This window comes from Aeromonas sp. QDB25 (genome assembly GCF_027707725.1).
GTDB classification, from domain to species: Bacteria; Pseudomonadota; Gammaproteobacteria; order Enterobacterales; family Aeromonadaceae; genus Aeromonas; species Aeromonas caviae.
Genome location: NZ_JAPCIZ010000012.1, coordinates 32,934 through 57,361, shown reverse-complemented (window position 1 = coordinate 57,361; position 24,428 = coordinate 32,934). Strand labels below are relative to the sequence as shown.

At 61.9% G+C, this 24,428-nt stretch carries 26 protein-coding genes; 7 read left to right on the top strand and 19 right to left on the bottom strand.

All coding sequences use genetic code 11. The features are described from left to right. Window positions 1–28 precede the first annotated feature (28 nt). The gene (locus PG883_RS06400) at window positions 29–1,309 is read left to right on the top strand and encodes an HlyC/CorC family transporter (RefSeq protein ID WP_244812917.1); all 1,281 of its coding nucleotides are present in this window, start codon (window positions 29–31) and stop codon (window positions 1,307–1,309) included. Window positions 1,310–1,339: 30 nt separating this feature from the next. Here the strand turns inward: PG883_RS06400 and PG883_RS06395 are convergent, their stop codons facing one another. Continuing rightward, entirely contained in the window at window positions 1,340–1,807 is a 468-nt protein-coding gene (locus tag PG883_RS06395; protein WP_039039978.1) for an Rrf2 family transcriptional regulator, read from the bottom strand. 111 nt (window positions 1,808–1,918) lie between these two features. Between PG883_RS06395 and hmpA the strand changes: the two genes are divergently transcribed. Next, window positions 1,919–3,112, top strand: coding sequence for an NO-inducible flavohemoprotein (hmpA, locus tag PG883_RS06390; RefSeq protein WP_010673079.1), 1,194 nt, complete (start codon window positions 1,919–1,921; stop codon window positions 3,110–3,112). A gap of 82 nt (window positions 3,113–3,194) precedes the next feature. Here hmpA and PG883_RS06385 read toward each other — a convergent pair whose 3' ends face one another. The 6 genes from PG883_RS06385 to PG883_RS06360 all read right to left on the bottom strand — a co-directional run bounded on the left by PG883_RS06385 (window position 3,195) and on the right by PG883_RS06360 (window position 8,263). Then, window positions 3,195–3,848 (bottom strand): tetratricopeptide repeat protein, encoded by a 654-nt coding sequence (locus PG883_RS06385; protein WP_223931817.1) that lies wholly within the window; start codon window positions 3,846–3,848, stop codon window positions 3,195–3,197. A gap of 415 nt (window positions 3,849–4,263) precedes the next feature. After that, window positions 4,264–5,199 (bottom strand): malate dehydrogenase, encoded by a 936-nt coding sequence (gene mdh, locus PG883_RS06380; protein ID WP_010673076.1) that lies wholly within the window; start codon window positions 5,197–5,199, stop codon window positions 4,264–4,266. Window positions 5,200–5,441: 242 nt separating this feature from the next. Then, complete coding sequence (gene artM, locus PG883_RS06375) at window positions 5,442–6,104, bottom strand: arginine ABC transporter permease ArtM (protein WP_039039976.1); 663 nt, start codon at window positions 6,102–6,104, stop codon at window positions 5,442–5,444. Window positions 6,105–6,106: 2 nt separating this feature from the next. Beyond that, complete coding sequence (gene artQ / locus PG883_RS06370) at window positions 6,107–6,757, bottom strand: arginine ABC transporter permease ArtQ (protein WP_010673074.1); 651 nt, start codon at window positions 6,755–6,757, stop codon at window positions 6,107–6,109. A 3-nt stretch (window positions 6,758–6,760) separates the two neighbouring features. Then, window positions 6,761–7,498: an arginine ABC transporter substrate-binding protein gene (locus tag PG883_RS06365; protein ID WP_270807043.1), complete on the bottom strand. Its 738-nt coding sequence runs from the start codon at window positions 7,496–7,498 to the stop codon at window positions 6,761–6,763. 24 nt (window positions 7,499–7,522) lie between these two features. After that, on the bottom strand, window positions 7,523–8,263 hold the full coding sequence (locus PG883_RS06360) for an ATP-binding cassette domain-containing protein (RefSeq protein ID WP_010673072.1): 741 nt from the start codon (window positions 8,261–8,263) through the stop codon (window positions 7,523–7,525). A 200-nt stretch (window positions 8,264–8,463) separates the two neighbouring features. Here PG883_RS06360 and argR point away from each other — a divergent pair, with 200 nt between their 5' ends. Beyond that, window positions 8,464–8,934: a transcriptional regulator ArgR gene (gene argR / locus PG883_RS06355; protein ID WP_124813117.1), complete on the top strand. Its 471-nt coding sequence runs from the start codon at window positions 8,464–8,466 to the stop codon at window positions 8,932–8,934. 79 nt (window positions 8,935–9,013) lie between these two features. Here argR and PG883_RS06350 read toward each other — a convergent pair whose 3' ends face one another. The 5 genes from PG883_RS06350 to glnK form a co-directional block, all read right to left on the bottom strand. Continuing rightward, entirely contained in the window at window positions 9,014–9,919 is a 906-nt protein-coding gene (locus tag PG883_RS06350; RefSeq protein WP_042864452.1) for a Dyp-type peroxidase, read from the bottom strand. Between the two features lie 89 nt (window positions 9,920–10,008). Continuing rightward, window positions 10,009–11,043, bottom strand: a complete 1,035-nt coding sequence (locus tag PG883_RS06345) for an ABC transporter ATP-binding protein (protein ID WP_270807042.1) — start codon at window positions 11,041–11,043, stop codon at window positions 10,009–10,011. Between the two features lie 40 nt (window positions 11,044–11,083). After that, window positions 11,084–12,709 carry an ABC transporter permease gene (locus PG883_RS06340; protein ID WP_124813113.1) on the bottom strand — a complete coding sequence of 542 codons (1,626 nt, stop codon included), beginning with the start codon at window positions 12,707–12,709 and terminating at the stop codon, window positions 11,084–11,086. Window positions 12,710–12,748: 39 nt separating this feature from the next. Continuing rightward, window positions 12,749–13,756: a Fe(3+) ABC transporter substrate-binding protein gene (locus tag PG883_RS06335; RefSeq protein WP_039039971.1), complete on the bottom strand. Its 1,008-nt coding sequence runs from the start codon at window positions 13,754–13,756 to the stop codon at window positions 12,749–12,751. Between the two features lie 228 nt (window positions 13,757–13,984). Further along, window positions 13,985–14,323, bottom strand: a complete 339-nt coding sequence (gene glnK, locus PG883_RS06330; RefSeq protein ID WP_005332325.1) for a P-II family nitrogen regulator — start codon at window positions 14,321–14,323, stop codon at window positions 13,985–13,987. 201 nt (window positions 14,324–14,524) lie between these two features. On the opposite strand from glnK, the gene arfB reads away from it, so the two are divergent. Beyond that, complete coding sequence (gene arfB, locus PG883_RS06325; protein ID WP_042864455.1) at window positions 14,525–14,941, top strand: alternative ribosome rescue aminoacyl-tRNA hydrolase ArfB; 417 nt, start codon at window positions 14,525–14,527, stop codon at window positions 14,939–14,941. A gap of 26 nt (window positions 14,942–14,967) precedes the next feature. Then, the gene (locus tag PG883_RS06320) at window positions 14,968–15,462 is read left to right on the top strand and encodes a methylated-DNA--[protein]-cysteine S-methyltransferase (protein ID WP_042014974.1); all 495 of its coding nucleotides are present in this window, start codon (window positions 14,968–14,970) and stop codon (window positions 15,460–15,462) included. 606 nt (window positions 15,463–16,068) lie between these two features. Here PG883_RS06320 and PG883_RS06315 read toward each other — a convergent pair. From PG883_RS06315 to PG883_RS06285, 7 genes are all read right to left on the bottom strand, one after another. Then, window positions 16,069–17,265 (bottom strand): NupC/NupG family nucleoside CNT transporter, encoded by a 1,197-nt coding sequence (locus PG883_RS06315; RefSeq protein WP_039039970.1) that lies wholly within the window; start codon window positions 17,263–17,265, stop codon window positions 16,069–16,071. 182 nt (window positions 17,266–17,447) lie between these two features. Next, window positions 17,448–18,353 carry a LysR family transcriptional regulator gene (locus tag PG883_RS06310; protein WP_270807045.1) on the bottom strand — a complete coding sequence of 302 codons (906 nt, stop codon included), beginning with the start codon at window positions 18,351–18,353 and terminating at the stop codon, window positions 17,448–17,450. An 82-nt stretch (window positions 18,354–18,435) separates the two neighbouring features. Then, entirely contained in the window at window positions 18,436–18,972 is a 537-nt protein-coding gene (locus PG883_RS06305) for a glutathione peroxidase (protein WP_010673063.1), read from the bottom strand. Window positions 18,973–19,031: 59 nt separating this feature from the next. Then, complete coding sequence (locus PG883_RS06300; protein WP_223956177.1) at window positions 19,032–19,595, bottom strand: NnrU family protein; 564 nt, start codon at window positions 19,593–19,595, stop codon at window positions 19,032–19,034. 261 nt (window positions 19,596–19,856) lie between these two features. Next, entirely contained in the window at window positions 19,857–20,990 is a 1,134-nt protein-coding gene (locus PG883_RS06295; RefSeq protein ID WP_041210943.1) for a glycerate kinase, read from the bottom strand. Between the two features lie 9 nt (window positions 20,991–20,999). Next, window positions 21,000–22,262, bottom strand: a complete 1,263-nt coding sequence (locus PG883_RS06290) for a GntP family permease (protein WP_042014914.1) — start codon at window positions 22,260–22,262, stop codon at window positions 21,000–21,002. Window positions 22,263–22,381: 119 nt separating this feature from the next. Then, complete coding sequence (locus PG883_RS06285) at window positions 22,382–23,497, bottom strand: sugar diacid recognition domain-containing protein (RefSeq protein WP_128345706.1); 1,116 nt, start codon at window positions 23,495–23,497, stop codon at window positions 22,382–22,384. A 206-nt stretch (window positions 23,498–23,703) separates the two neighbouring features. On the opposite strand from PG883_RS06285, the gene PG883_RS06280 reads away from it, so the two are divergent. Next, entirely contained in the window at window positions 23,704–24,078 is a 375-nt protein-coding gene (locus PG883_RS06280) for a YacL family protein (RefSeq protein WP_039039964.1), read from the top strand. A gap of 49 nt (window positions 24,079–24,127) precedes the next feature. Further along, the gene (locus PG883_RS06275) at window positions 24,128–24,418 is read left to right on the top strand and encodes a hypothetical protein (RefSeq protein WP_039039963.1); all 291 of its coding nucleotides are present in this window, start codon (window positions 24,128–24,130) and stop codon (window positions 24,416–24,418) included. Window positions 24,419–24,428 lie beyond the last annotated feature (10 nt).

Genomic DNA, 24,428 nt, shown 5'->3' with positions numbered 1-24,428 from the left:
TCCCCAACCATCCTTACAGGAGCCCTTCTTGGACAGTATCTCAACGAGTACATTGCTGATTGTTCTCGTTATCTTGATCCTTTTGTCAGCCTTCTTCTCCAGTTCCGAAACCGGTCTAATGTCGCTCAACCGCTACAAGCTTCGGCATCTGGCCCAGACCAAGCACAAGGCTGCCCGCCGGGTCGAGAAGCTGCTGGCCAGGCCGGACCGCCTGCTTGGCCTCATTCTCATCGGCAACAATCTGGTCAACATCCTGGCCTCCGCCATCGCGACCATCGTCTGCATCCGGCTGTTCGGGGATCTCGGCGTCGCCATTGCCACCTTCGGGCTGACCCTGGTGGTGCTGGTATTCGGGGAAGTCACCCCCAAGACACTGGCGGCCATGTTCCCCGAGCGGATAGCCTACCCTGCCTCCTGGATCCTCAAGGGGCTGATGGTGCCGTTCACCCCCCTTGTCTGGCTCATCAACAGCATCACGAACCTGCTGCTGAAACTCTTGCGTCTAGAGCACAACAAGGATGACTCCCTCAATTCCGAAGAGCTGCGCACCATCGTCAACGAGGCGGGCAATCTCATTCCCAAGCACCACCAGGAGATGCTGATAAGCATCCTGGATCTCGACAAGATGACGGTGGAGAACATCATGGTCCCGCGCAGCGAGATCTCCGCCATCGACATCAATGACGACTGGAAGATCATACTGCGCCAGCTGGCCCACTGCGCCCACACCAAGATCCTGCTCTATCGCGACAATATCGATGACGTCGTCGGCTTCCTGCACTCACGGGATGCCCTGAGACTGGTCGCCCGGGATCAGTTCAGCAAGTCCAGCCTGCTGCGGGAAGTCGACCCCATCTATTTCATCCCCCAGGGGACCCCCCTCAACGTGCAGTTGGCCAAGTTCCAGCGCAACAAGGAGCGAATTGGCCTTATCGTCGACGAATATGGCGATATTCAGGGGCTGATCACCCTGGACGACATCCTGGAAGAGATTGTCGGTGACTTCACCACCTCCATGACACCGACCCCGAGTGACGAGATCCATCCCCAGCCGGACGGCTCCTTCCTGGTCGAAGGCTCCGCCAGCATCCGCGAGCTGAACAAGGAGATGGACTGGCACCTGCCCATGGACGGCCCACGGACCCTCAATGGCGCCATCCTGGAGTACCTTGAGGAGATCCCCCAACCCAACATCAGTGTCAGGCTGGCGGGCTACCCTATCGAGATTCTCGAAGTGGAGAACAACATGGTGAAGATGGCGAGGATCATGCCGCACCTGTACCGGGACGATTCAGGGTACGAGGATTGAAAAAAGGCTGCCGATGGCAGCCTTTTTGTTTCACTCGCTCTCGTCATCCGGCTCCAGCACCAGAGTGGGGATGAGCTCACCGAACACCTGCTGCAACTCGTCACGGTTTGCCAGCAAATCCTGCAGCGTATAGCCATCCATCACCGCGAGGAAGGCGTTCATCGCCTCCTTCAAGGCACTCTTGAGCAGACAGACGGAGACGATATGGCAGACCGGGGAGCTGCAGTCGATCCCGTCCAGATTGCCTTCCAATGCCCGGATCACTTGCCCGATATTGATCTCGTCGGGGGAGCGCGCCATGCGGATGCCACCATTCTTGCCACGCTGGGACTGCAGATAGCCCAGTTTTACCAACTGGTTCACCACCTTCACCATGTGGTTGCGGGATACGTCGTACAAGGCGGATACCTTGGCCACGCTCGACAGTTCCCCCTCCGGCAGGGTGGCCAGATAGAGCAGGGCTCTCAATCCAAAATCGGTATAGCTCGTTAGTCTCATAGTGCCTGTAGCGCCTAGCGCGAAGAATTGATGATTGATCCAGATCAATTAAACATTTAGGATGCAACTTAATAAGTGACATTCCAGATGTTCAATTAGAAAGGACCTCCTATGTTAGACCAAGCCACCATCGCCGTCATCAAGAGCACCATTCCTTTGCTCGAATCGGCGGGCCCTGACCTCACACGGCACTTTTATCAGCGCATGTTCAGCCACAATCCCGAGTTGAAGGATCTCTTCAACCTGGCTCACCAGCGTAGCGGGGGACAGCCCTTGGCACTGTTCAGTGCGGTGGCGGCCTATGCCAGAAACATCGACAATCTGGGGGCCCTGGCCGGAGCCGTTGAACGCATCGCCCACAAACACACGGGTTTCCTGATCCAGCCGGAACAATATCACATTGTGGGTAGTCATCTCTTGGCCACGCTCAAAGAAATGGGTGGCAACGCTGTCACGGAGGAGGTACTTACCGCCTGGGGCAAGGCGTACGGTGTGCTGGCCGACATCTTTATCGGCCGGGAGAGCGAGCTCTATCGGGAGAAGGCAAGCCAGGACGGTGGTTGGCAGGGAACCCGTCCTTTCATCATCAAGGAGAAGCGTCAGGAGAGTGAACTCATCACCTCTTTCGTCCTGGCCCCCCTCGATGGCAACCCCGTGTTGCGTTTCAAACCGGGGCAATATCTCAGTATCAAGCTGGTTCATCCCGCCCTCGAGCATCAGGAGATCCGCCAGTATTCCCTCTCGGACGCCCCCAATGGCCGCGACTACCGCATCAGCGTCAAGCGCGAACCCAGGGGTCAGGCCTCCAACCTGTTGCATGATCATCTTCACATCGGTGACACGGTCGACATCATGCCGCCGGCCGGCGACTTCTTCCTGCAAGAGGAGACAGACACGCCCGTGGTGCTGATCTCCGCCGGGGTCGGCCTCACCCCCATGCTGAGCATGCTCAACCACTTGCTGGCCGAGGGCCCGGATGTGGATATTCGCTGGCTTCACGCCTGCGAACACGGCGCCCACCACGCGTTCAGGGACGAGATCCGGGCAAAGAGCAGGCAACACGGGAAACTGGAGAGCCGGATCTGGTATCGGGAGCCGGGGGAGCAGGATGTCAAAGGAGAGGATTACGACTTCAGCGGCACTCTGGCACTGGAGCAGGTCACCGACCTCATTCCGGCCGACGCCCACTACTATTTCTGCGGCCCTGTCCCGTTCATGAAGGCAGTCAAAGCTCAGTTGGAGAATGTGGGCGTGCCTGCCGAGCGGATGCACTACGAGGTCTTCGGCCCCCATCAGGGCCTCTGATCCCTCCCCTGACCGGGAAAATGCACAAGGCCCACAAGCACAGCTTCGTGGGCCTTGTAATATCAAAGCGGGCTACCAGAACTCAGTGCATCGCCTTGGCACGGGCGATGGCATTGGCGGGCATCCGGTTGCCGAGCCGGCTGAGCAGGCTCGCCGCCTTCTGGTGCATGGCCTTGTCGCCGATGACGGCGCCGTGCAGCCAGTGATACGCCTCCTCATAATCCAGGGGACTCCCCATGCCCTGCAGCAACATCTCCACCCACTCCATCTGTGCCCGCAAGAAGCCGAGGCTCGCGGCTTCCCGCATCAGGGTCTCGGCCCGCACCAGATCCTTCTGGACCAGGATCCCCTTCCAGTAATAGCGGCCAAGCTGTTCCAGCGCCGGCGCCAGCCCCTGGTTGGCGGCCTCCCACATGTACTGCACCCCGATCTGGGCGTCCGGCTTGGTGCAAACTCCCCAGGCCAGCATGTCTCCCCAGAGGAACTGATAGGCAGGGATCTTCATCACCGAGGCCCTCGCCTCGATATCCTGGGTGAGCTGGCACCTGTCCTGCTTCACCCGGGCCAGATGGCGCCCCTGCTCTATCCAGTTGAGCAGTTCGTCCTGGCGATAGAGCGGCACGGCCTGCAACTCTCCCGCAGCAGCGGATGCCTGCGTCGTCGCCCTGGGCAGCGGCGCCGGGGCCGGGGCAGATGCCACGGGGGCGGCAGCGGCCGGCACCGCGGTTGACGGCATGGGAGCTGTGGCCACACTGGCCGAGGACTCCGCAACCGGTGCTGGGACCGGGGCGGTCGATGGCAAGGCCGCCGAGGGCGTCGGTGCTGTGGCCGGACTGGCCGAGGGCTCCGCAACCGGTGTTGGGACCGGGGCGGTCGATGGCAAGGCCGCCGAGGGCGTCGGGACGGGAGCGGCCGTGACCGCCGCCGACTGGGGTTGCGCAGCGGCCGAGGTGGGCTCCGCACCCTGCAAAGGGAAGCTGCACACACCGATAATGGCGATGAGGGTTCTTGGTTTTATCATAGGGATCTCCTGCTGCCTTCTGTTATCGGCAGCCAGGGCCATCTCCTTAGCCCACCACATTAGCCCGCCACACCCAACCCCAAAAATGACAAAGGGGAGCCTGGGCTCCCCTTGCGGTCGACGTAGCAACTTACTTGACGAAGTCGACGCCCAGCTGGATGTCAGCCTTCAGGGTGGCCAGCATGCTGTCCATCGCTTCCTGCTCGAAGGCACTCAGCTTGCCGTAGTCCAGCACGGTTTCGACACCGTTCTTGCCGAGCAGCACCGGCTGCGCGAAGAAGGTGGCGTGCTCACCGTTGCCTTCCACATAGGCACACTCGATGACATTGGCTTCCCCTTGCAGACCCTTGATGAGCGACAGACCGAAACGGCAGGCTGCCTGACCCATGGAGAGAGTGGCGGAACCGCCACCGGCCTTGGCTTCCACCACTTCGGTACCGGCATTCTGAATGCGCTTGGTCATGGCAGCCACTTCCTCAGCGGTGAAGCTGGCGCCTTCAACCTGGGAGAGCAGCGGCAGAATGGTCACGCCACTGTGACCGCCGATGACGTTGACACGTACCTTGTCAACGTTCAGGCCCTTGGCTTCGGCCACGAAGGTCTCGCCACGGATCACATCCAGGGTGGTCACGCCGAACAGGCGACGCTTGTCATAGACACCGGCTTTCTTCAGCACTTCGGCGGCGATGGCGACCGTGGTGTTGACCGGGTTGGTGATGATGCCGATCAGTGCTTTCGGGCAGGAAGCAGCACACTTTTCAACCAGGTTCTTGACGATACCGGCGTTGATGTTGAACAGGTCGGAACGGTCCATGCCGGGCTTGCGCGCCACGCCGGCAGAGATCAGCACGACATCGGCGCCGACCAGAGCCGGGCTCGGATCTTCACCGCAGAAACCTTTTACTTTCACGTCAGTCGGGATGTGGCTCAGGTCCGCCGCCACGCCCGGAGTGACCGGGGCAATGTCATACAGGCTCAGTTCGGAACCGGCAGGCAGGCGGTTTTTCAACAGCAGAGCGAGGGCTTGGCCGATGCCACCGGCGGCACCCAGAACGGCAACTTTCATGATCAACTCCATGTCTAAGCGTAGGTTTAAGGTTGTTTCTAGTTGGGTTAACGCTGATTCTTATTGTGCGCCTCACCTTAAAGGATCCTCTCCTAAAAAACAATCTGATAACAGTTGTAATCACGGGTTCTGTGAGCCAGGGAACAAGCGGCGATGAAAGCGGAGAGGAATATGCGATAAATGGGAGGAAAGACACAGATTTCCTGTGCTCCCCTCACCATTAAGAGGTAAATGTGACTGCTTCAGGACTGGAAAGCCAGTGCTCGACGCTCACACCAGCGGAAACCAATTGTTAACAATCCATTCATGGTCAGATAGAGCGCTCCGGCCACGGTGAACACCGCCAGGGTGTCATAGGTCTGGGCATTGAGACGCTGGGCCAGCCCCATGATGTCCATGATGGTAATGGTACTGGCGAGCGAACTCCCCTTGAGCACCAGGATCACCTCGTTGGAATAGGCGGGGACCAGCCGACGGGCGGCATGGCGGGTCTTCATCCACAGGGTCTGTCCGGCCGAGAAGCCGAGCGCACGGCAGGCCTCCACCTCACCGGCGGGGATGGCGTCGAGCGCCCCCTTGAACAGCCGCGTGGAGTAGGCTGCTGTATTGAAACCGAGCGCCAGCACGGCGCAGAACCAGGGTTGCTTGAGCAGCGGCCAGAGCGGCCCCGCCTTGAGCCATTCAAACTGGCCAGGCCCGTAGTAGATGAGGAAGATCTGGATGAGCAGCGGCGTACCGGTAAAGACCAGTACCCAGAGCTGCACCAGCTGGGTCGCCACCGGAATGCGACGCTCCAGCACCCAGGTCATGCCGGCCGCCATCAGCACGCCCAGCAGCAAGCTGAACACGGTGAGCTGCAAGGTGATCGCCAACCCTCCCAGCAGGGTCATCAGGTAATCCTGCATGGTCAACCTCCGTAACGGCGGGTATAGCGGGACGCCTGCTTCAAGCCGAATTCACTCACCAGACTGATGGCCAGATAGATGAGGGCGGCAGCGGCGTACCAGGTGAAGGGTTGATAGGTGCTGGCCGACGCCATCTGTGCCTGACGCATCATCTCGTTCACCCCGATGAGGGAGACCAGAGCGGTGTCTTTCAGCAGCACCAGCCACTGGTTGCCGAGTCCGGGCAGGGCGTGACGCCAGGCCTGGGGCAGCACGATGCGAAAGAAGGTGTGCCCCTTGCCCAGGCCGAGCGCCTGCGCCGCCAGCCGCTGCCCAGGGGGCACCGCATTGAGGGCGGCACGCAGGGTCTGGGTGGCGTAGCTCGCAAACAGCAGGGAGAGCGCCAGCACACCGCAGGCGAACGGGCTGAACTCCACATACTCCCCGGTAATGAGGAACAGCACCTGGGTCGAGCCGAAGTAGATGAAGAGCACCACCAGCAACTCGGGCAGACCACGGATCAAGGTGGTCAGGGTGGCCACGGGCCACACCAGCCAACGCTGCTTGCTCAACTCAGCCGCACTGAATGCCAGTGCCAGCACCATGCCACCGACCAGGGATGCCAGGGCCAGCCCGAGGGTCATCCAGGCTGCATCCAACAACAGGCTCAACATGGCTTACTGCGCGAAGTACTTGTCATAGATCTTCTGATAGGTGCCGTTGGCCTTGATCTCGGCCAGCCCCTTGTTCAGCTGGGTCAGCAGTTCCTGGTTGCCCTTGGCCACCGCGATGCCAAAACCGGTACCGAAGTACTTGGCGTCGGTCACCGGGGTACCGACCACGGCGTATTCCTTGTGCTGCTTGAGCCAGTCCGCGGCCACCGCCGTATCGGCAAACACGCCGTCAGTGCGGCCATTCATCATGTCGAGGAAGGCGCTCTGGTAGCTGGCGTAGGGCACGGTCAGCAGACCCTTGCTCACCCAGTTGTCCACCAGATAGGACTGGTGAGAGGTGCCGTTCTGCACGCCGACTGTCTTGTCCACCAGATCGTCCGGCCCCTTGAAGGTCTCTTTCTTGGCGACGAATACCGCGGAGTTCTCGTAATAGATGTCGGAGAAGTCGACCTGGGCAGCCCGCTCCGGGGTCACGTCCATGGCGGCGATGACGGCGTCATAGCGACGGAACTTGAGGCTGGGGATCAGGCTGTCGAAGGCCTGGTTGTGGAAGCTGCACTCCAGCTTGGCCTGCTCGCAAACTGCGCGGGCCAGATCGATGTCAAAGCCCAGGAACTCGTTCTTGTCATCCAGGTATTCGAACGGCGCATAGGTTGCCTCGGTGGCGAACTTGATCTCTTTGGCCAGCACAGAAGTGCTCAGCAGACCCATGGCGGCGATCAGCAACAGACTCTTTTTCATGACAGCTTCCTTATCGACTCAATATCAATGCATCAAGAATTCGGCAAACCGGCTGGTTTGCGGGGACTGGAAGATGGCGGCGGTGCCGGATTCGATGATCCGCCCCTTCTCCAGATAGATCACCTGACTGGCCACCTTGCGGGCGAACTCCACCTCGTGGGTCACCACCACCTGGGTGATGCCGGTCTGGCTCAGGGTGCGGATGATCTCCGCCACCTCTTTGGTAATTTCGGGATCCAAGGCAGCCGTCGGTTCGTCAAACAGCAGCACCTGGGGATCCATCATCAGGGTACGGGCAATGGCGACCCGCTGCTGCTGGCCACCGGAAAGCCGTGCGGGCCAGGCGTCCCGTTTGTCGGCCAGTTGCAGCTGGGCCAGCAGATAGGCCCCTTTCTCGATGGCCGCGTCGCGGCTCATGCCGAGCACCTTGACGGGCGCTTCAATCAGATTCTCCATCACGGTGAGGTGCGGCCACAGATTGTACTGCTGGAACACCATGCCCACCTTGCGGCGCAGCGCCTGTGCCTGACGGTTGAATTCGGCAGTAGAGAGGCTGGACGGGAAAGAAAATTCACTGTCTGCGATGCGCAACACACCGGCATCCGGCGTGTCCAGCAAGTTCATCATGCGCAGCAGAGAACTCTTGCCTGCCCCGCTCGGGCCCAGCAATACCAAGGTCTCGCCGGGAGCAGTCCGAAAGCTCACCTGCTGCAGTACCGGCACCTTGTGCCAGGATTTTTCGATGCCGATTAATTCGATACCCATACAGCCCAATTGAATAAGTTTTCAAAATTTCGTCCTGATTCTAGCGCCAGCATAAGTTGATGCAAGCTATATTTGAATCAATATGCAGAACAAGCGCCGCTTCCTTGCCAAAACAGGCATATGAATGCAAAATAGCAGCGCTGTTCGTATCTGCCGCCTGAGCGTGACAGGCGGTCACTCCCCTCATTCGTGAGTCCAAGATGAAACATAACGACAAGCAAGAAAAACTGGCCAAGGCCTTTAAAGCCTTGCTGAAAGAGGAGCGTTTCGGCTCCCAGGCAGAGATAGTGACTGCCCTGCAAGAGATGGGCTTCGAGAACATCAACCAATCCAAGGTCTCGCGCATGCTGAGCCGCTTCGGCGCCGTTCGCACCCGCAATGCCAAGATGGAGATGGTCTACTGTCTGCCGGTGGAACTGGGCGTGCCCACCACCTCCAGCCCCCTCAAGAACCTGGTGCTGGATGTCGACCACAACGGCGCTCTGGTGGTGATCCACACCAGCCCCGGCGCAGCCCAGCTGATCGCCCGCCTGCTTGACTCCCTCGGCAAGGCCGAAGGGATCCTCGGCACCATCGCCGGTGATGACACCATCTTCATCACCCCGACCAGCGATACCGACATCGAGGAGCTCTACCTCTCCGCCCTCGAGCTGTTCGAGCAGGCGCCCTGATCCGGTCGCCTTGGGCGATCCGCACAAAAATCCCGGCCTTGGCCGGGATTTTTTGTTTTGAGCGGTCGGCAGGCCGGGCTTATTTGCCCTCGGCCACCAGAAAATCGACGGAAGGGGCGAAGAAGGCCGCGCCGGTCACCGCCCGGGTGAAGCGCAGCAGGTGATCGAAGTGGCTGCCTTCCCCTTTGTACATGCTGGCCAGCATGGCGTTGAAGTGCAGCGGCGTGCGGCAGCAGGAGATGAAGTAGAGCCCCTGCTCGCTCATGGTGCCCCAGGGCATGCTCTGGCGCAGGATCTCCATGGACTCTCCCTTCGGGGTCTTGAGGTTGACCCGCTTGATGTGGGAAGTGAGCGGCTTGTCGGCGGACTCGTATTCGATGTTGTCGACCTTGGTGCGGCCTATGATGTCTTCCTGCTCCTTCAGGGCCAGCTTCTCCCAGTCGCTCATGGCGTGGACCCAGCGCTGCACGTGGATGTAGGAGCCACCGGCGAACTCGCCGCCGTCCAGCAACGCCACCTCGGCGCGGTGCTCATCCTGCGGGTTCTCGGTGCCGTCGACGAAACCGGTCAGATCCCGGCAATCCTGGTTGCGAAAACCGCGGACTTCCTCGGCCAATTCAACAAGCCCGGCCAGCAGGGCCATGACGCGATGACCGGCATGATGCAGCACGTCCACCCGATCAGCACGCAATTGTACGAAGAGATCGAACGGGGTATTGGGGGCCTCCTGACCGTTGGCGGATTGCGCCATGAAACCGCGGAACTGGGGCGGCCGGGCGGCAGGATAGAGATCATCCCAGGCGTCGGCCCCGACGGCGACCAGACCGCTGAAGGCCGCATCGGGGAAGTCGGCGCTCACCGCCTCCCAGAGTGCTGGCAGGCTGGCCAGGCGGGAGGTCAGGGCAGCGGCGTCACCGGTGCGATTGAACATCAGATAGAGGGCGTGCAGATTCGGCTCTGCGCAGATCCCGGCTTGGGCTTTCATGTCTCTCTCCAAGTGCGTTGGCTATGGGCGTGGCGCGATTATAAACCAGCGCGCTTCCAGTTCATTGATTTCACGACAATACCACGCACTCATGGCAAGGGGTCAAACAACACCAGGGCATGAGGAGCCACGGTCACCCGCGCGCGCTCCCCTTCCAGGGGATCACCGATGCTGGCTTCCAGTTGCTGGCCGCCACACTCCACCAGTACCCGGCAGTGATGGCCCAGGAACTGTTGCTCACGCACCCGGAGCTCACCGTCATCCTCCGCCGTCAGCGCCAGTTGCTGAGGTCTGAGCATGAGCTGCAACCGATCCCCCACCGCGCGGCCATGGGGCTCCTGACCGCAGATGGTTCCAAGGAGGGTCTGCACGCAGTGGCTGTCCACCACCTCGGCCGCCAGATAGTTGACCCCGCCGAGAAACTCCGCCACGAAGCGGTTCCCGGGGCGGCGATAGAGCTGCTCCGGCTCCCCCACCTGTTCGATGCGACCGGCGCGAAACAGAGCCAGCCGGTCGGCGAAGGCGAAGGCCTCTTCCTTGCTGTGGCTGACGAAGATGGCCCCAATGCCTTGCTGTTTGAGCAGGGCGCGGATCTCGAGGATCAGTTTCATCCGCACCTGGGTGTCGATGTTGGAGAAGGGCTCGTCCAGCAGCATCAGGCGCGGCTTGCACACCAGGGCGCGGGCGATGGCCACCCGCTGCTGCTGGCCGCCGGAGAGCTGGTGGGGATAGCGCTCCCCCAACCCCTGCAGGTTGACCAGCGCCAGCGCCTCTTCCACCTGCTGCTGGCGGCTGCCGCGATCTTGCCCGGTCAGGCCGAAGCCGACGTTCTCGGCCACCGTCAGGTGAGGAAAGAGAGCGTAATCCTGGAAGATCATGCCGATATGGCGGGCCTCCGGCGGCACACTCACGCCGGGGGCATCGAGCAGGGTCTCTCCCAGCCGGATCTCCCCCTGGGCCAGGGGCAGCAGACCGGCCACCGCCTTGAGCAGCGTGGTCTTGCCACAGCCGCTGGCCCCCAGCAGACAGACTATCTCGTTGTCGGCCACCTGCAGGGAGAGCTGCTCCAGCACGGGGCGGCCATTGTAGTGACAGCTGACCTTCTCGATATTCAGGCAGGACAAGGTTCTTTTCCTCTCGCGTAGTGATGCCGGACGGGGCCGCTCAATGGCCTGGACCATCCAGAGTACGGTTGATCCACAGCAGGGGAATCAGCCCCACCAGCACGATGACGATGGCACCGAGCGCCCCCCGCTCCAGCATCTCGTCCGAGACGAACTGATAGACGTGGGTCGCCAGGGTTTCGAAGTTGAACGGCCGCAGCAGCAGGGCGGCGGGCAGCTCCTTCATGGATTCGATGAACACCAGCATGGCGCCGGCAAAGAGGCCGCGCCGTACCAGCGGCAGGTGAATGCGACGCAGCATGCCGCCCGCCCCCTGCCCCAGAGAGCGGGCAGCCATGTCGAGGCTGGGGGAGATCTTGCTCATGCTGCTCTCCACCGACCCGATGGCGATGGCCACGAAGCGCACCAGATAGCCGAACACGATGGCGGTGAGGGTGCCGGTCAGGAGCAGACCGGGGCCCGGCATCCCGAACCACTCGGCCAGATCGTTGATGCCAAAATCCAGGGCCGTGAGCGGCACCAGCACGCCGATGGCCAGCACGGTCCCCGGCATGGCATAGCCCATGGCGGCGAGGCGCAGGGGCAGCAGGCTGCGAGTCCCCCCATCGAGGCGACGGAAGAAGCCGAGCAGCAGGGCAATGGCCATGGCCAGCAGGGCGGTCAGGGCCGAGATGGCGAGGCTGTTGCCCGCAAAGCGCACGAATTCGGGCGTCCACGACAGCGCGAAGTAACGCACCCCGTAATCGAACAGGATGACGAACGGCAGGGCGAACCCCGCCAGCACCAGGCCCCAGCACCAGAGCCCGGCCAGCACGCCCCTCAGGCCCCCGAGGGGGTAACGCAGGGGCTGCTCGAAGCCCATGGACTTCTGGAACACCTGCTGGCGCTGGCGGGAGCGGCGCTCCAGCGCGATGAGCAGCACCACCGCCAGCAGCATCAGACAGGAGAGCTTGGCGGCGGTCGCCAGGCTGCCGTAGCCGAGCCAGGTGTCGTAGATGGCGGTGGTCAGGGTGTTGATGGCAAAGAAGTGGACGGTGGCAAAGTCCGCCAGAGTTTCCATCGCGACCAGAGATGCCCCCACCATGATGGCCGGGCGGGCCAGGGGGAGGCTCAGGCGGCGAAAGCTCTGCCAGGGGGTGCAGCCGAGCAGACGGCTGGAGTGAATGAGGCTGACCGACTGCTCCAGGAAGGAGGCCCGTGCCAGCAGATAGACATAGGGGAAGAGCACCAGCGCCAGCACCCAGGCGGCGCCCCCGAGGGAGCGAATGGCCGGGAACCAGTAGTCGGCCGGTCCCTGCCAGCCAAACAGGGCACGCAGCCCCGCCTGCAGCGGGCCCGAGTAGTCGAGCAGGTCGGTATAGACGTAGGCCACGATATAGGAGGGCATCGCCATGGGCAGCATCAGCGCCCATTGCAGGGCGCGGCGCCCCGGCACCTCGCACATGGCCACCAGCCAGGCGGTGGGCACTCCGAACAGCAGGCTGAGGCAGACCACCCCCAGCACCAGGCCGGACGTGTTTCGCAGATAGTCGGGCAGTACGGTATCGGCGAGGTGGGCAAACAGTTCCCCATCAGCCGAGAAGGCGGAGAAGACCAGGGCGAGTACCGGCAAACCCAGCAGCAGGGCGGTGACCCAGCTGCCGGCAATCCATCCAAAATGTTTCATGAGTCCACAGAAGTTGATGGGGCCGTTGGCCCCATCTGATTACAAGTCGAATTTCACTTCATCCAGCAGTTGCAAGGCGTCCTTGCGGTGCTTGGCATAATCGCTGACCGGCATGGGGTCAGACTTGAACGTGCCCCAGGACTTGACCATGGCAGAAGGCTCGACCCCCGCCTTGACCGGGTACTCGGCATTCACATCAGCATACATGTGCTGGGCGGTATCCCCGGAGAGGAACTCCATCAGCTTCTGTGCTGCGTCCTTGTTCTTGGCATACTTGGTCATGGCCACGCCGCTCACGTTGACGTGGGCACCGCGATCACCCTGGTTCGGGAAGTTGATTTCCACCGCGTCGGCCCAGGACTTCTGCGCCGGGTCCTTCAACATGGCACCCAGGTAGTAGCTGTTGCCCAGGGATACATCACAGATGCCATCCTTGATCGCCTTGACCTGATCACGGTCGTTGCCCTGGGGCTTGCGCGCCAGGTTGGCCTTGACCCCTTCCAGCCAGGTCTTGGTGTCCGCCATGCCGTGATGGGCAATCATGGACGAAACCAGCGCCACATTGTACTCGTGCTTGCCGCTACGGGTACAAATTTTTCCTTTGAATTCAGGCTTGACCAGATCTTCGTAGCGGATGGTGTCGAGCTTGCCAAGACGCTCCTTGCTGGAGTAGATGGCACGCACCCGGGTGGTCAGGGCGAACCAGCGGTTGTCCGGATCGCGATAGATGGAGGGGATGTTCTCCTGCAGCGTCTTGCTGTCCACCGGCTGCACCAGGTCCTTGTCCACCAGCTCGGTCAGACGGCTGATGTCCACGGTCAGCATCAGATCTGCCGGAGAGAGCTTGCCTTCCCGTTCCAGACGCTCGTTCAGCCCCTCTTTGGCAAACACCACATTGACCTTGATCCCGGTCTCCTTCTCGAACTGCTGGATGATGGGCTTGATCAGCTCATCCTGACGGTTCGAATAGACGTTTACCTCCTGGGCGGCGAACGCCGACTGGGCGACAAGCGTGGAGAAAGCCAGTGCCAACATCTTCATTTTCATCATCCGTTCCTTGTCTGCGTAAAGAGTGATAACCATTTTCGTTTGCATTCTGCATGAATCGGGAGGAGAGGATCAAGGCGGTTTGCTGGGTTGGAACGATCTATTTAATCAGCGGCCAAACAAAAAGACCGGATGGAATCCCATCCGGTCTTTCGACGACCACCCATTCACACTGTCGGCAGAACCTGCCCGGACCTTTGCCCGACCCGGCCGGGCAAAGGAGCATACTCAGAGCGCCTCGTCGTCGCTCTCACCAGTACGAATACGCACCGCTTGCAGCAGGTCATAGACGAAAATCTTGCCGTCACCGATCTTGCCGGTATAGGCCGCCTTGCAGATGGCCTCGATCACCCCTTCGACGTTCTCGTCTGCGGTGGCGATCTCCAGCTTCACCTTCGGCAGAAAGTCGACCTGGTACTCGGCCCCCCGGTATAATTCGGTGTGCCCCTTCTGGCGACCAAAACCCTTCACTTCGGAGACGGTCAGGCCTTCCACCCCCAGGTTGGCGATGGCCTCGCGCACGTCGTCCAACTTGAAAGGTTTGATAATCGCAGTAATCAGCTTCATCTGGTTGCTCCCAATCCATGGTATGTCACGAATGGGTCATCAATTCTTGTGCCAAGTATTTTTATCGTTTATTTTCATATAGATAGATATGACACTCTGAGCCAGAAAGGCTCAGGATCACCAAGGAAGCGCATCTCGCCCCATAATGAGGCACCAAGCTGCACCAGACTCCCTTGATGCACCAAATGAGAGCATCACCCCATGTTAGTCATCTCCAACAGCGTGATCATCCCCTGGCATGAACTGCAATTCCAGACCATGCGGGCCCAGGGCAATGGCGGCCAGCACGTCAACAAGACCGACTCCGCCGTCTGGCTGCGCTTCGATTATCGCGACTCCCCCAGCCTGCCGCCGCTCTACAAGGAGGGACTGGAGCGGCTCAGCGACAGCCGGGTTCACGACGGCTTCATCCAGATCAGGGTCGAGACCCATCGCAGCCAGGACATGAATCGCAAGGAGGCCATGAGCCGCCTGGCCGAGCTGCTGAAAAAAGCCGCCTGGCGCCCCAAGGCCCGCCACGCCACCAAGCCGACCCGCAGCTCCCAACGCAAGCGGGTCGATGCCAAGAAACGCAAGGGAGAGATCAAATCCACCCGCGGCAAGCCCGTGCTGGAGTGACCTGCCACAAGCCCGAGGACAAGAGAATGCAGTACAGCTTTTGTGAGTGCGCCAAGGGGCCCCTGCTCATCGCCATCGATGGGGCCGGGCTGCGCCACGTGGAATTCATGCAAGGGGAGCGCCCCGTCCTGCCGCAAGCGGAGTGGCAGCGGGATGATGCCGCCCTGGCCCCCTTTGTCGAGCAGTTTGCCGCCTACTTTGCCGGCCGCCTGCGGCGCTTCGATCTCCCCCTGGCCGCCACGGGCACACCATTCCAGCAGGCCGTGTGGCAGGCACTGTGCGATATCCCCTACGGCGAGACCGTCAGCTACCTCCAGATTGCAGAGGCCATCGGCAACCCCAGGGCGGTGCGGGCGGTGGGCGCCGCCAACGGCCGCAATCCCCTCAGCATCATAGTGCCCTGCCACAGGGTCATAGGGCGCAGCGGTGAACTGACCGGCTACGGGGGAGGCATCCCCATCAAGCGCTGGTTGCTGGCACTGGAGCAGGAGACCGCAGACCACTTCGCGCTGACCCCATGAGAGCGTGCGCCTCCTGTCAAATGCGGGTTGCGGGTGCAGGCACCACAGACCACAGGCCACTCGCGCGGCTCCTCTGACGAGCGGCATCTCCATCACATACGAGTTGCTGGGCCCAACAGCAGACCGCAGGCGGCGTTGCACTGCCCATGACGGGCAACACCCCAATCACATACTGGTTGTTTGCCATCTGACAGCATGGTTACGTGATGCGTTGAGCCGTCACCGGGATAATCTGCCGCCGCATCCGCCCCATGGCAGGAGCGTGCCCACCACCCCGATTCATCTTTCCTTTGAGCTGCACAACAAAACAAATCACTGATTATTTATTTTATTTCAGCATCAATCATTTAAAAATCACATTGCAGCAGCATTTTGAAAATGAACACAGTATGAAGAATCGCCTCAGAAGCGCTTCAGAGAGCATCAGGCATCATGGCTTCACACTTGGATGGGACGGCTCATCCCTCATTCAGGTGGCACCCATGTGACGCTTCCAATCTGTCTTTTCCCCGCGCCTCCCCAGAGGCGCTTTTTTTGCCTGCAAGCGGGTGCAAAAAAGCCCGCCGAAGCGGGCAATGACCGGAAGGTGCTGACTTCCAGGGTCTATCAGAGGGCGAGGAACAAGCCTGCCAGGGAGGCGCTCATCAGGTTTGCCAGCACCCCCGCCAGGATGGCGCGCATGCCGTAGCGGGCGATGAAGGACTTGCGCTCCGGCACCATGGCCCCCAGGCCGCCGATGAGGATCGCCATGGAAGAGATATTGGCGAAACCGCACAGGGCGAAGGTGACGATGGCCTTGCTCGACTCGTTCAAGGTCTGATCCTGCACCAGGGCAATGAAGGCGACGAACTCGTTGATGACGATCTTGGTGCCGATCAGGGCACCGGCCGCCTGGGCCTGATCCCAGGGGACGCCGATGAGCCAGGAGACGGGGGCGAACAGCCAGCCCAGGATGATCTGGAAGCTCAGATCCAGCCCCACCAGGTCGCCGGCCCAGCCCAGCAGGCCGTTGAGCAGGGCGATCACGCCGACGAAGGCCAGCAGGGTCGCCCCCACGGCGACGGCGATGTTGAGACCCGCCATGGCACCATCGGCGGCCGCTTCAATGACGTTGGTGGCGCGGGGGATCTCCACGTCTTCGTGGTGATCTTCCTCTTGCGCGGCGGGCGGCACCAGGATCTTGGCCATGGCAAGCCCGGCAGGGGCGGACATGAAGGCCGCCGCAATCAGGTATTTCAACTCGACCCCGATGCTGGCGTAGCCCACCAGGGTGCCGCCGGCTACCGAGGCCAGCCCGCAGCTCATCACCGCAAAGAACTGGGAATCGGACATCCTGGAGAGATAGGGTTTGACCACCAGCGGCGCTTCCACCATGCCGACGAAGATGTTGGCGGTGGCAGAGAGGCTCTCGGCGCGGCCGGTGCCCAGCAATTTCTGCAGGCCGCCGCCGAGCAGGGCGATCACTTTGGGCATCAGGCCGATGTGATAGAGGATGGCGATCAGCGCGGAGAAGAAGATGATCACCGGCAGCACGTTGAAGGCGAAGATGAAGCCCAGCTTGAACTTGGCCAGATCCCCGAACAGGAAGGCAATCCCCTCCTGGCCGTAGCCGATGACGCTGCTGACGCTCTCGCTGACACCGTTCAAGACCTGCTGACCGGCGGGCAGCCAGAGTACCAGGGCGGCGAAGAGCACTTGCAGGCAGAGGGCAAAGCCCACTGTTCGCAACGGGATACGACGACGATTATCAGAGCAGAGTGCGGCAAGGGCCAGGATGCTCAGGATACCAAGCAGGGCAATCATGGGGATTCCATCCAGTGAGGCTGAAGATGGGCGCGGATTCTGCTCCCCTCCCCTCACCGCCGCAACCCCGCCGGGTTACAACCCTGTTAGCAAAAACGTTTGCACGATATCGGTTGCGCCAACTGACTGATTTGACACAACTTTGAAACCGCACTCACGCCAGTGTTCTTGTATGGAAACGATTATTCCTCGGTGCCGGACAATTTCCCCCCGAGCCAGGGTGCGAGTCGCTGCGCCCAGTAGGGCCCGGGTCCGAAGCTCTCCTTGAGGAAGTCGATGAAGAGGCGGATCTTGGGATCCAGATGCTCTCGCCTGGCATAGACGGCGTGCACCGCCATCTTCTGGTTCGGTTGCCACTGGGGCAGCAGAGGGATGAGCTGACCAGATTGCAGCTCCTTGTCCAGCAGGTAGTTGGCCACATAGGCGATGCCGAGCCCGGCCAGGGCGGCGTCCCGCACCGCTTCCGCCAGATCCACCCGATAGTTGCCCGCCACCTGCACCGTCTGGCGCTCCTTGCCCTGGCGAAATGACCACTCGTGGTAGCGCCGCTCCCGGCTTTGGTAGGTGATGCAATTGTGATGGGCCAGATCCCTGGGGTGCAGTGGCGTGCCGTGACTCAGCAGATAATCCGGCGAGGCCACCAGCACGAAACCGATGTCTGCCAGTCGCTGCCCTACCAGGGACTCGGGTTTGTCCTCGTAGGTGGTGATCCAGAGATCCAGCCCCTCATCCACCAGATTGGTGCGGTGATCGAACAGGGACACCTCCAGCTCCAGATCCGGATAACGTGCCTGAAACGCCTTGAGGCGCGGGATCACGTGCAACCGCCCGAAGGATTGACCAACCCCCAGATGGAGCACGCCGCTCACCTTGCCACGGCGCTCCGCCACCAGAGCGCGGCAGTGGCGGGCATACTCCTGACCCAGTTCGGTGAGCCCGAAACGGCGGGTAGTGCGCTGTACCAGCTGGGCGCCGAGCGCGGTTTCCAGCAGGGCGAGCTGCTTGCTGATGTGGGATTTGGAGACCCCGAGGCGGCGCGCAGCCGCCGAGATGCCCTGTTCACGAACCAGGGCATCGAAGATCACCATTTGGGGAAGACGTTGCAGCACGGTGTCACCGGAGTGGATGGCGGGGCCGCATTATTCCAGAGTGGCCCGCCATGGGGTAGGGTCAGTGCCCCAGGGCATCGATGATCTGCTGTTTGAGAGGATCATCCGACGGATTCTGGTTGGCGCCATAGCTCGCAATCAGCTTGCCGTCCCGCCCGACCAGGTACTTGTGGAAGTTCCAGTTGGGCGCATCACCGTCGGCAGCCGCGGCCAGCCCCTTGAACAGCGGCACCGCATCCGAACCCCGCACCGCCACCCGGTTGAACATGGGGAAGGTCACCCCGTAGTCCCGGCGGCACACCTCGGCGGTTTTGTTCTCGTTGCCCGCCTCCTGCCAGAAATCGTTGGAGGGGAAGCCCAGCACCATCAGTCCCTTCTCCTTGTAGCCCTGATAGAGGGCTTCCAGATCCCGGAACTGACCGCTGTAACCACAGTAGGAGGCGGTGTTGACCACCAGCACCACCTTGCCCTCGGTCAACTGGCAGAGGTTGTGGCGCTGGGTGCTGTTGAGCTCCCGCATCTCCACGTTGAAGTAATCGGGGCAGGCGGCAGAGACCGCGCCCGAGCCGAGCATCAGCAGCAGGGTGAACCATTTCATCGACGTGACTCCCATTGTTTTGTCCATCATACGCAAGACCCCGGAATCTGGTTCAGGGATCAGTGCAGGGGGATCCCGGTCAGCCAGCCGTGTCCCCAGAAGATAAGCAGAGCCGTGAGGGCCAGCCCCGCCCCCAGACTGATCCCCGTCCCCTGCCAGGTGGCGGCGGCACGGGGGTGACGGCCCCACTCCCGCATCGAAATCCAGACGATGCTGATGAGTGCCCAGAGACCGAGCCCGCCAAACAGCACCAGGGAGCGCGCCTCGCTGTTCACCGCCAGATGGGCCCCCGACCAGAGCAGCACCCCGAGCAGCTGGGGATGCACCAGCCAACGGCGGAAATGGTTCGCCCCCTGCCCCGCACACAGCAGGACAAGGGCGATCGGCATGATCCCCATCACCAGGGTGGGGCCCCAGACAGGCAGAAAATAGAGGGGCATGGGGCTGGCACTGCGCCAGCCTGCGAGGATGCAGCCGATGGCGACGAACACCAGCAGCGAGAAGAGCCCCTTGTAGCGGTTCTCCCCCAGCCGAGCCCGCAGACGGGCGCGGTGCTGTGCCGCAAAACAGGGGTAAAGATGGATCAGGGTGAACAACACCACCCCCAGGGTCAGCAGGATCATGGCTCGCACCTCGCATATTGCCCCCCGGAATGGGAAGCCCTCCCTCAGGCGGGCCTTGTTTCTCGTGGCTCCCTCACTGTCGGGAGATCACTATGCCGCAAAGCCCCTTGTCAGAATACAAAAACCATATGAAAGACAGCAGGATAATAAAAAAAGCCGACCCAAGGATCGGCAAGTGCGTCAGAGGTGCCACGCCGGGCCGCTCACTCTGCTGCACGGGGCAAGGTCAGGCCGATGCACCGCATCGGCCAGGAGAGAGGGTCATTTGCGCAGCAGGTAGAGAGCCGCCACGTTGCGGGCCGTGAGCTGCAGGTTGGTGGTGGCGGTGGCCAGCGCCTCCGGCAGGGACATGGCCCGATTGACCACGGCGAACACCGCATCCAGCCCGTGCTCGTGCACCACGCCGCAGTCATCGGTGAGGCATCCGGCGATGCCGATCACCGGCTTGCCGAACTGCTTGGCACAGCGAGCTACCCCGATGGGCGTCTTGCCATGGATGGTCTGGCTGTCGATGCGGCCCTCGCCGGTGATGACCAGATCCGCATCGGCCACCGCCTCAGCCAGGTTCAGCGCCTCGATGACGATCCGGATGCCGGGTTTGAGCTCGGCGCCGAGCAGCCCCACCAGGGCTGCCCCCATGCCGCCTGCGGCCCCCGTTCCCGGGATCTCCTTCACCTGCTTGCCAAGCGCCTGCTCGATGCAGTCCGCGTAACGGGCCAGATTGGCATCCAGTTCGGCCACCATCTCGGGAGTTGCCCCCTTCTGCGGACCGAACACGGCGGACGCCCCTTTCGGGCCGCACAGCGGATTGTCCACGTCGCAGGCCACCTCGATGGTGAGTCCGGTCAGACGGGGATCCAGCCCGCTCAGGTCGATGGTGGCCAGCTCGGCCAGACCGGCACCGCCCGGCGCGATGGGGGTACCATCTGCTTTCAGGAGCTTGCCGCCGAGTGCCTGGATCATGCCGGCACCGCCGTCATTGGTGGCGCTGCCGCCGATGCCGAGGATGAGGTGGTTCACCCCCATCTCCAGCGCGGCCAGGATCAACTCCCCGGTGCCGACACTGGAGGTGAGCCGCGGATTGCGCAGCTCGGGCGCCACCAGATGGAGGCCGGAGGCCGCCGCCATCTCGATGACGGCGCGCTTGCCATCCCCCAGCAGGCCCACGAAGCCCTGCACCCTGTTACCGAGGGGGGCGGTCACCTCGACCGGCAGGATGCGACCACCGGTGGCATCCACCAGAGACTGCACCGTCCCCTCGCCGCCATCGGCCATGGGCAGCTTGACGTAGGTGGCATCCGGCAGCACCTGCTTGAAACCGGCCTCGATGGCATCGGCCACCGCCATGGCGCTCAGGCTCTCCTTGAATGAATCGGGGGCGATCACAATTTTCATATCAGTTCCTTAGGCGAGGCCAAACACGCCAAACATCAGGGTGGAGACAACGGCGATGGTCAGACCGACCGCGGTTTCGTAGGGGATGAGCTTGAGTCGCTCGCCGACGCCCATGTGGACGCTGCCGCCGGTGGCATGGAAGAAGGAGCCGTGGGGCATGTGGTCAAACACGGTGGCGCCGGCGTGGATCATGGCGGCCCCTGCCAGGCTGCTGATCCCCAGTTCAATCAGAGTGGCGCTGAACACGTTGGAGGCCACCACGGTCCCGGCCGTGGTCGAGGCGGTCGCCAGCGACATCAGGGCACCGGAGATGGGGGCCAGCAGATAGGAGGGCAGACCGGAAGCGGTCAGGCCGCTGATGAGCACATCTTTCAGGCCGGAGTTGGCGATGATGCCCGCCAGGGTCCCCGTCCCCAGCAGCATGATGGCCACCGGCGCCATGCGGGCCAGGCCCGAGACGGCAAACTGGTTCACCTTGGTGAACTTGCCCATCATCAGGGCCCCCACCAGGCCGCCGAGGGGCAGCGCAATGAGCGGGTCCACCACGATGCCGGCGATGGGACGCAGGGCCAGCAGCAGGATGGCGACCAGGGGCGCACTGATGGCGGCGGCAAAGCCGGGCAACTTGGCACCGTCAACGCTCACCACCTCGTCGGCGGCCACCTTGCTGCCCCGGTTGTTGAGGCGCTTGGCGAGCCAGTAGGCCATCACCAGACCGAACAGGCCGGGAATGATGCCCGCCGCCATCACCGAGGTGAGAGGCAGGTGGAAGGCATCGGCTGCCGCGATGGCGTTGGGGTTGGGAGACATGACGTTGCCCGCCTTGCCACCGCCTATCATCGCCAGCAGGATGGCCGCCTTGGAGAGATCGGCACGGCGGGCGATGGCCAGCGCAATGGGGGCGACCGTGATGACGGCCACGTCCACGAAGACGCCGACCGCGGTCAGGATCAGGGTGGCCAGCGCCAGGGCCAGCAGGGCGCGGGTTTCGCCGAGTTTCTTGACGATGGTCTCGGCGATGGTGGTGGCGGCGCCCGATTCGATGAGCACCCCGGCCAGCACACCCGCCGCCAGGATCCGCATCACCGCCGTGGTGATCCCCTGGGCGCCGCCGATCATCAGGGCGACGGTCTGGGTCAGGTCGGCGCCACCGATCAGGCCACCGGCCAGGGCACCGACAATCATGCCGTAAGCGGGCGGCACCTTCTTCAGGATGAGGAAGATGGCGATGGAAAGCGCGGCGAGCGCGCCGAGCGCGGAGACTGGGATCATGACGGGCACCTTGTTGTTGTAATGAGTGGCGCCATTATGGGGATCCCCGCCTGGAATGCTTTGGCCATAAAACCAAAAAAAACATTTACCAGCCTTGCATTTTTGTTGGAAAAGACAAATCAGCTATCGAGACTGAGCCCGAGATAGAGCAGAAACTTGTCATCTAACTTGTTGAAATTCAAACCGGTTATCTGCTCTATCCGGGTCAGTCGATAACGCAGGGTGTTGGGGTGAATGAACAGGGCTTCGGCACAGGGATGCAGATCACAATCCTGCAAGAAATATTGGCGCAGCGTCTTTTGCAGCGTTCCCTTTGTGTCCTCCTGCGCCAGCTTTTGCAGCGGAGCCCGCAGCTGATCCGCCTGCCAAGAGTCCGCCAGGGTGCCGAGCAGCACTGAAAGCCGGTAATCCTCGAAGAAATAGACCTGCTTGCGGGGCGACTGGCGCATGCCACGGCGCAAGGTGTCTCGCGCCGTCTGGTAGGAGAGCGCCAGCCCGGGGATGCCGGCGAAGTAATCACCCACACCGATGCGAACCTTGAAATGGGGAATACGGGAGAGCAGCTGCCGGATCCGGCTGCGCTCCTGCGCCGACTGCCAGACGCCGTCGCTGAGCTGGGCGGGTTTGAGCACCACTATCTCGTCCAGGCCGTTGATGGCCACCAGGTTGTCCCGCTCCGGGTTTTCCAGCAGGTGAACCAGCTCCCTCACCTGGGCGGGCTCGGCCTCCTCCAGCGCCAGCACGGCCACCACCCGGGGCTGGGCGAGATCCAGCTCGAGGAAGCGGGCCACCTGTTGCAGTTGATCGGCCCGCCCTTCGCCGCGAATGAGCTGCAACACCAGCTCCTCCTTGTGGCGCTTGTCCCACTGCAACTGCTCGGTGAGTGCCGCCTGTTCCAGGATGAGCTCGGCGGTCATGCGCACCAGCTCGGCGTAAGCACGCACGATGTCCGGATCCCCCGAGATGCCGATGACGCCGAGCAGCTCCCCCTGATAGGCGATGGGCAGGTTGATGCCAGGCCTCACTCCCTTGAGCTCCCTGGCGGTGGCCTCGCTTATCTCCACCACCCGGTTCTCGGTCAGGGCCAGCACGGCCCCCTCGTGGCGCTGGTGCAGCCGATCCGGATTGCCGGACGCAATAATGAGTCCCCGCTCATCCATGACGTTGACCGAGAACGAGAGGATCTTCATCGCCCGGCTGACTATCTGATGCGCGAGCGCGTCGTTGAGCTGCATTGCCTCTCCATACCATTCGTTGACAGGGTCCCCGGCGTGCGCCATCACCGGGATCACCCGTTAAAGATCCCACATCATCAAGACAAGCGCGGGGGGGATCGCTAGAATAGGCCACTTTACGCTATCAGTGCCCCACCATGGATCAAGGATCCGGCATCATGCCGCTTTGCGCCGTGGTGGTTTCACCCTCCGATATGGACTCCGCTATGGATTATGAATTTCGCCGCGACCCGTTCGGTGGCTATCGCGCCCGGTTCTCCATGGGCCATGAAGCCATCGGCCAGTGGTTGATCGACGAGGTGGGCAAGGATGAGGAGAAGCTCGACGAGCTGTTCGCCATCATCGACCAGCTCTCCAGCCGGGCCCGCACCGAATACCGGCTGCTGGGGGGCGACTACTCCCTGCTGCTGACCCACGAGGAAGCCGAGGTGAAGGCCAATGTCCTCAATATCGAGCAGGACGAGGATCTCGACGATCTCGCCTACTACGATGATGAACAGCTGGCCATGTGCGGGCTGGAAGATTTTGCCCAGGTACTCGGCTCCTGGCGCGCCTTTATCCGCAACGAGGATATGGGCTGATTACCCCCATTCGGGCGAGCATGCCCCTTGCAACCCAACAGGATTGACTATGTCCATTTACGATTTTGATGACGAACTGCCGGAAGACGAGCTGGATCAACCGAAGAAACCCGCCCAGCCCAAGAAGAAGGGCAAGCAGGTGCTGAACACCCAGGTCAACCTGAGCCCGCGCGATGCCAGCCGCCTGAACGGCATGCACGTCGAGGCCATCACCACCCTGGATGACGTCAGTCTGCCGAAGAACGTCATCTTCAAGGCCGGTCTCATCGCCCTGGGCGAGCTGGAAGCCAGCAAACGCGCCGACATCATCGCCCGGGTCATCGCCGAGTCCGGTCGCTGATACGGGAAGG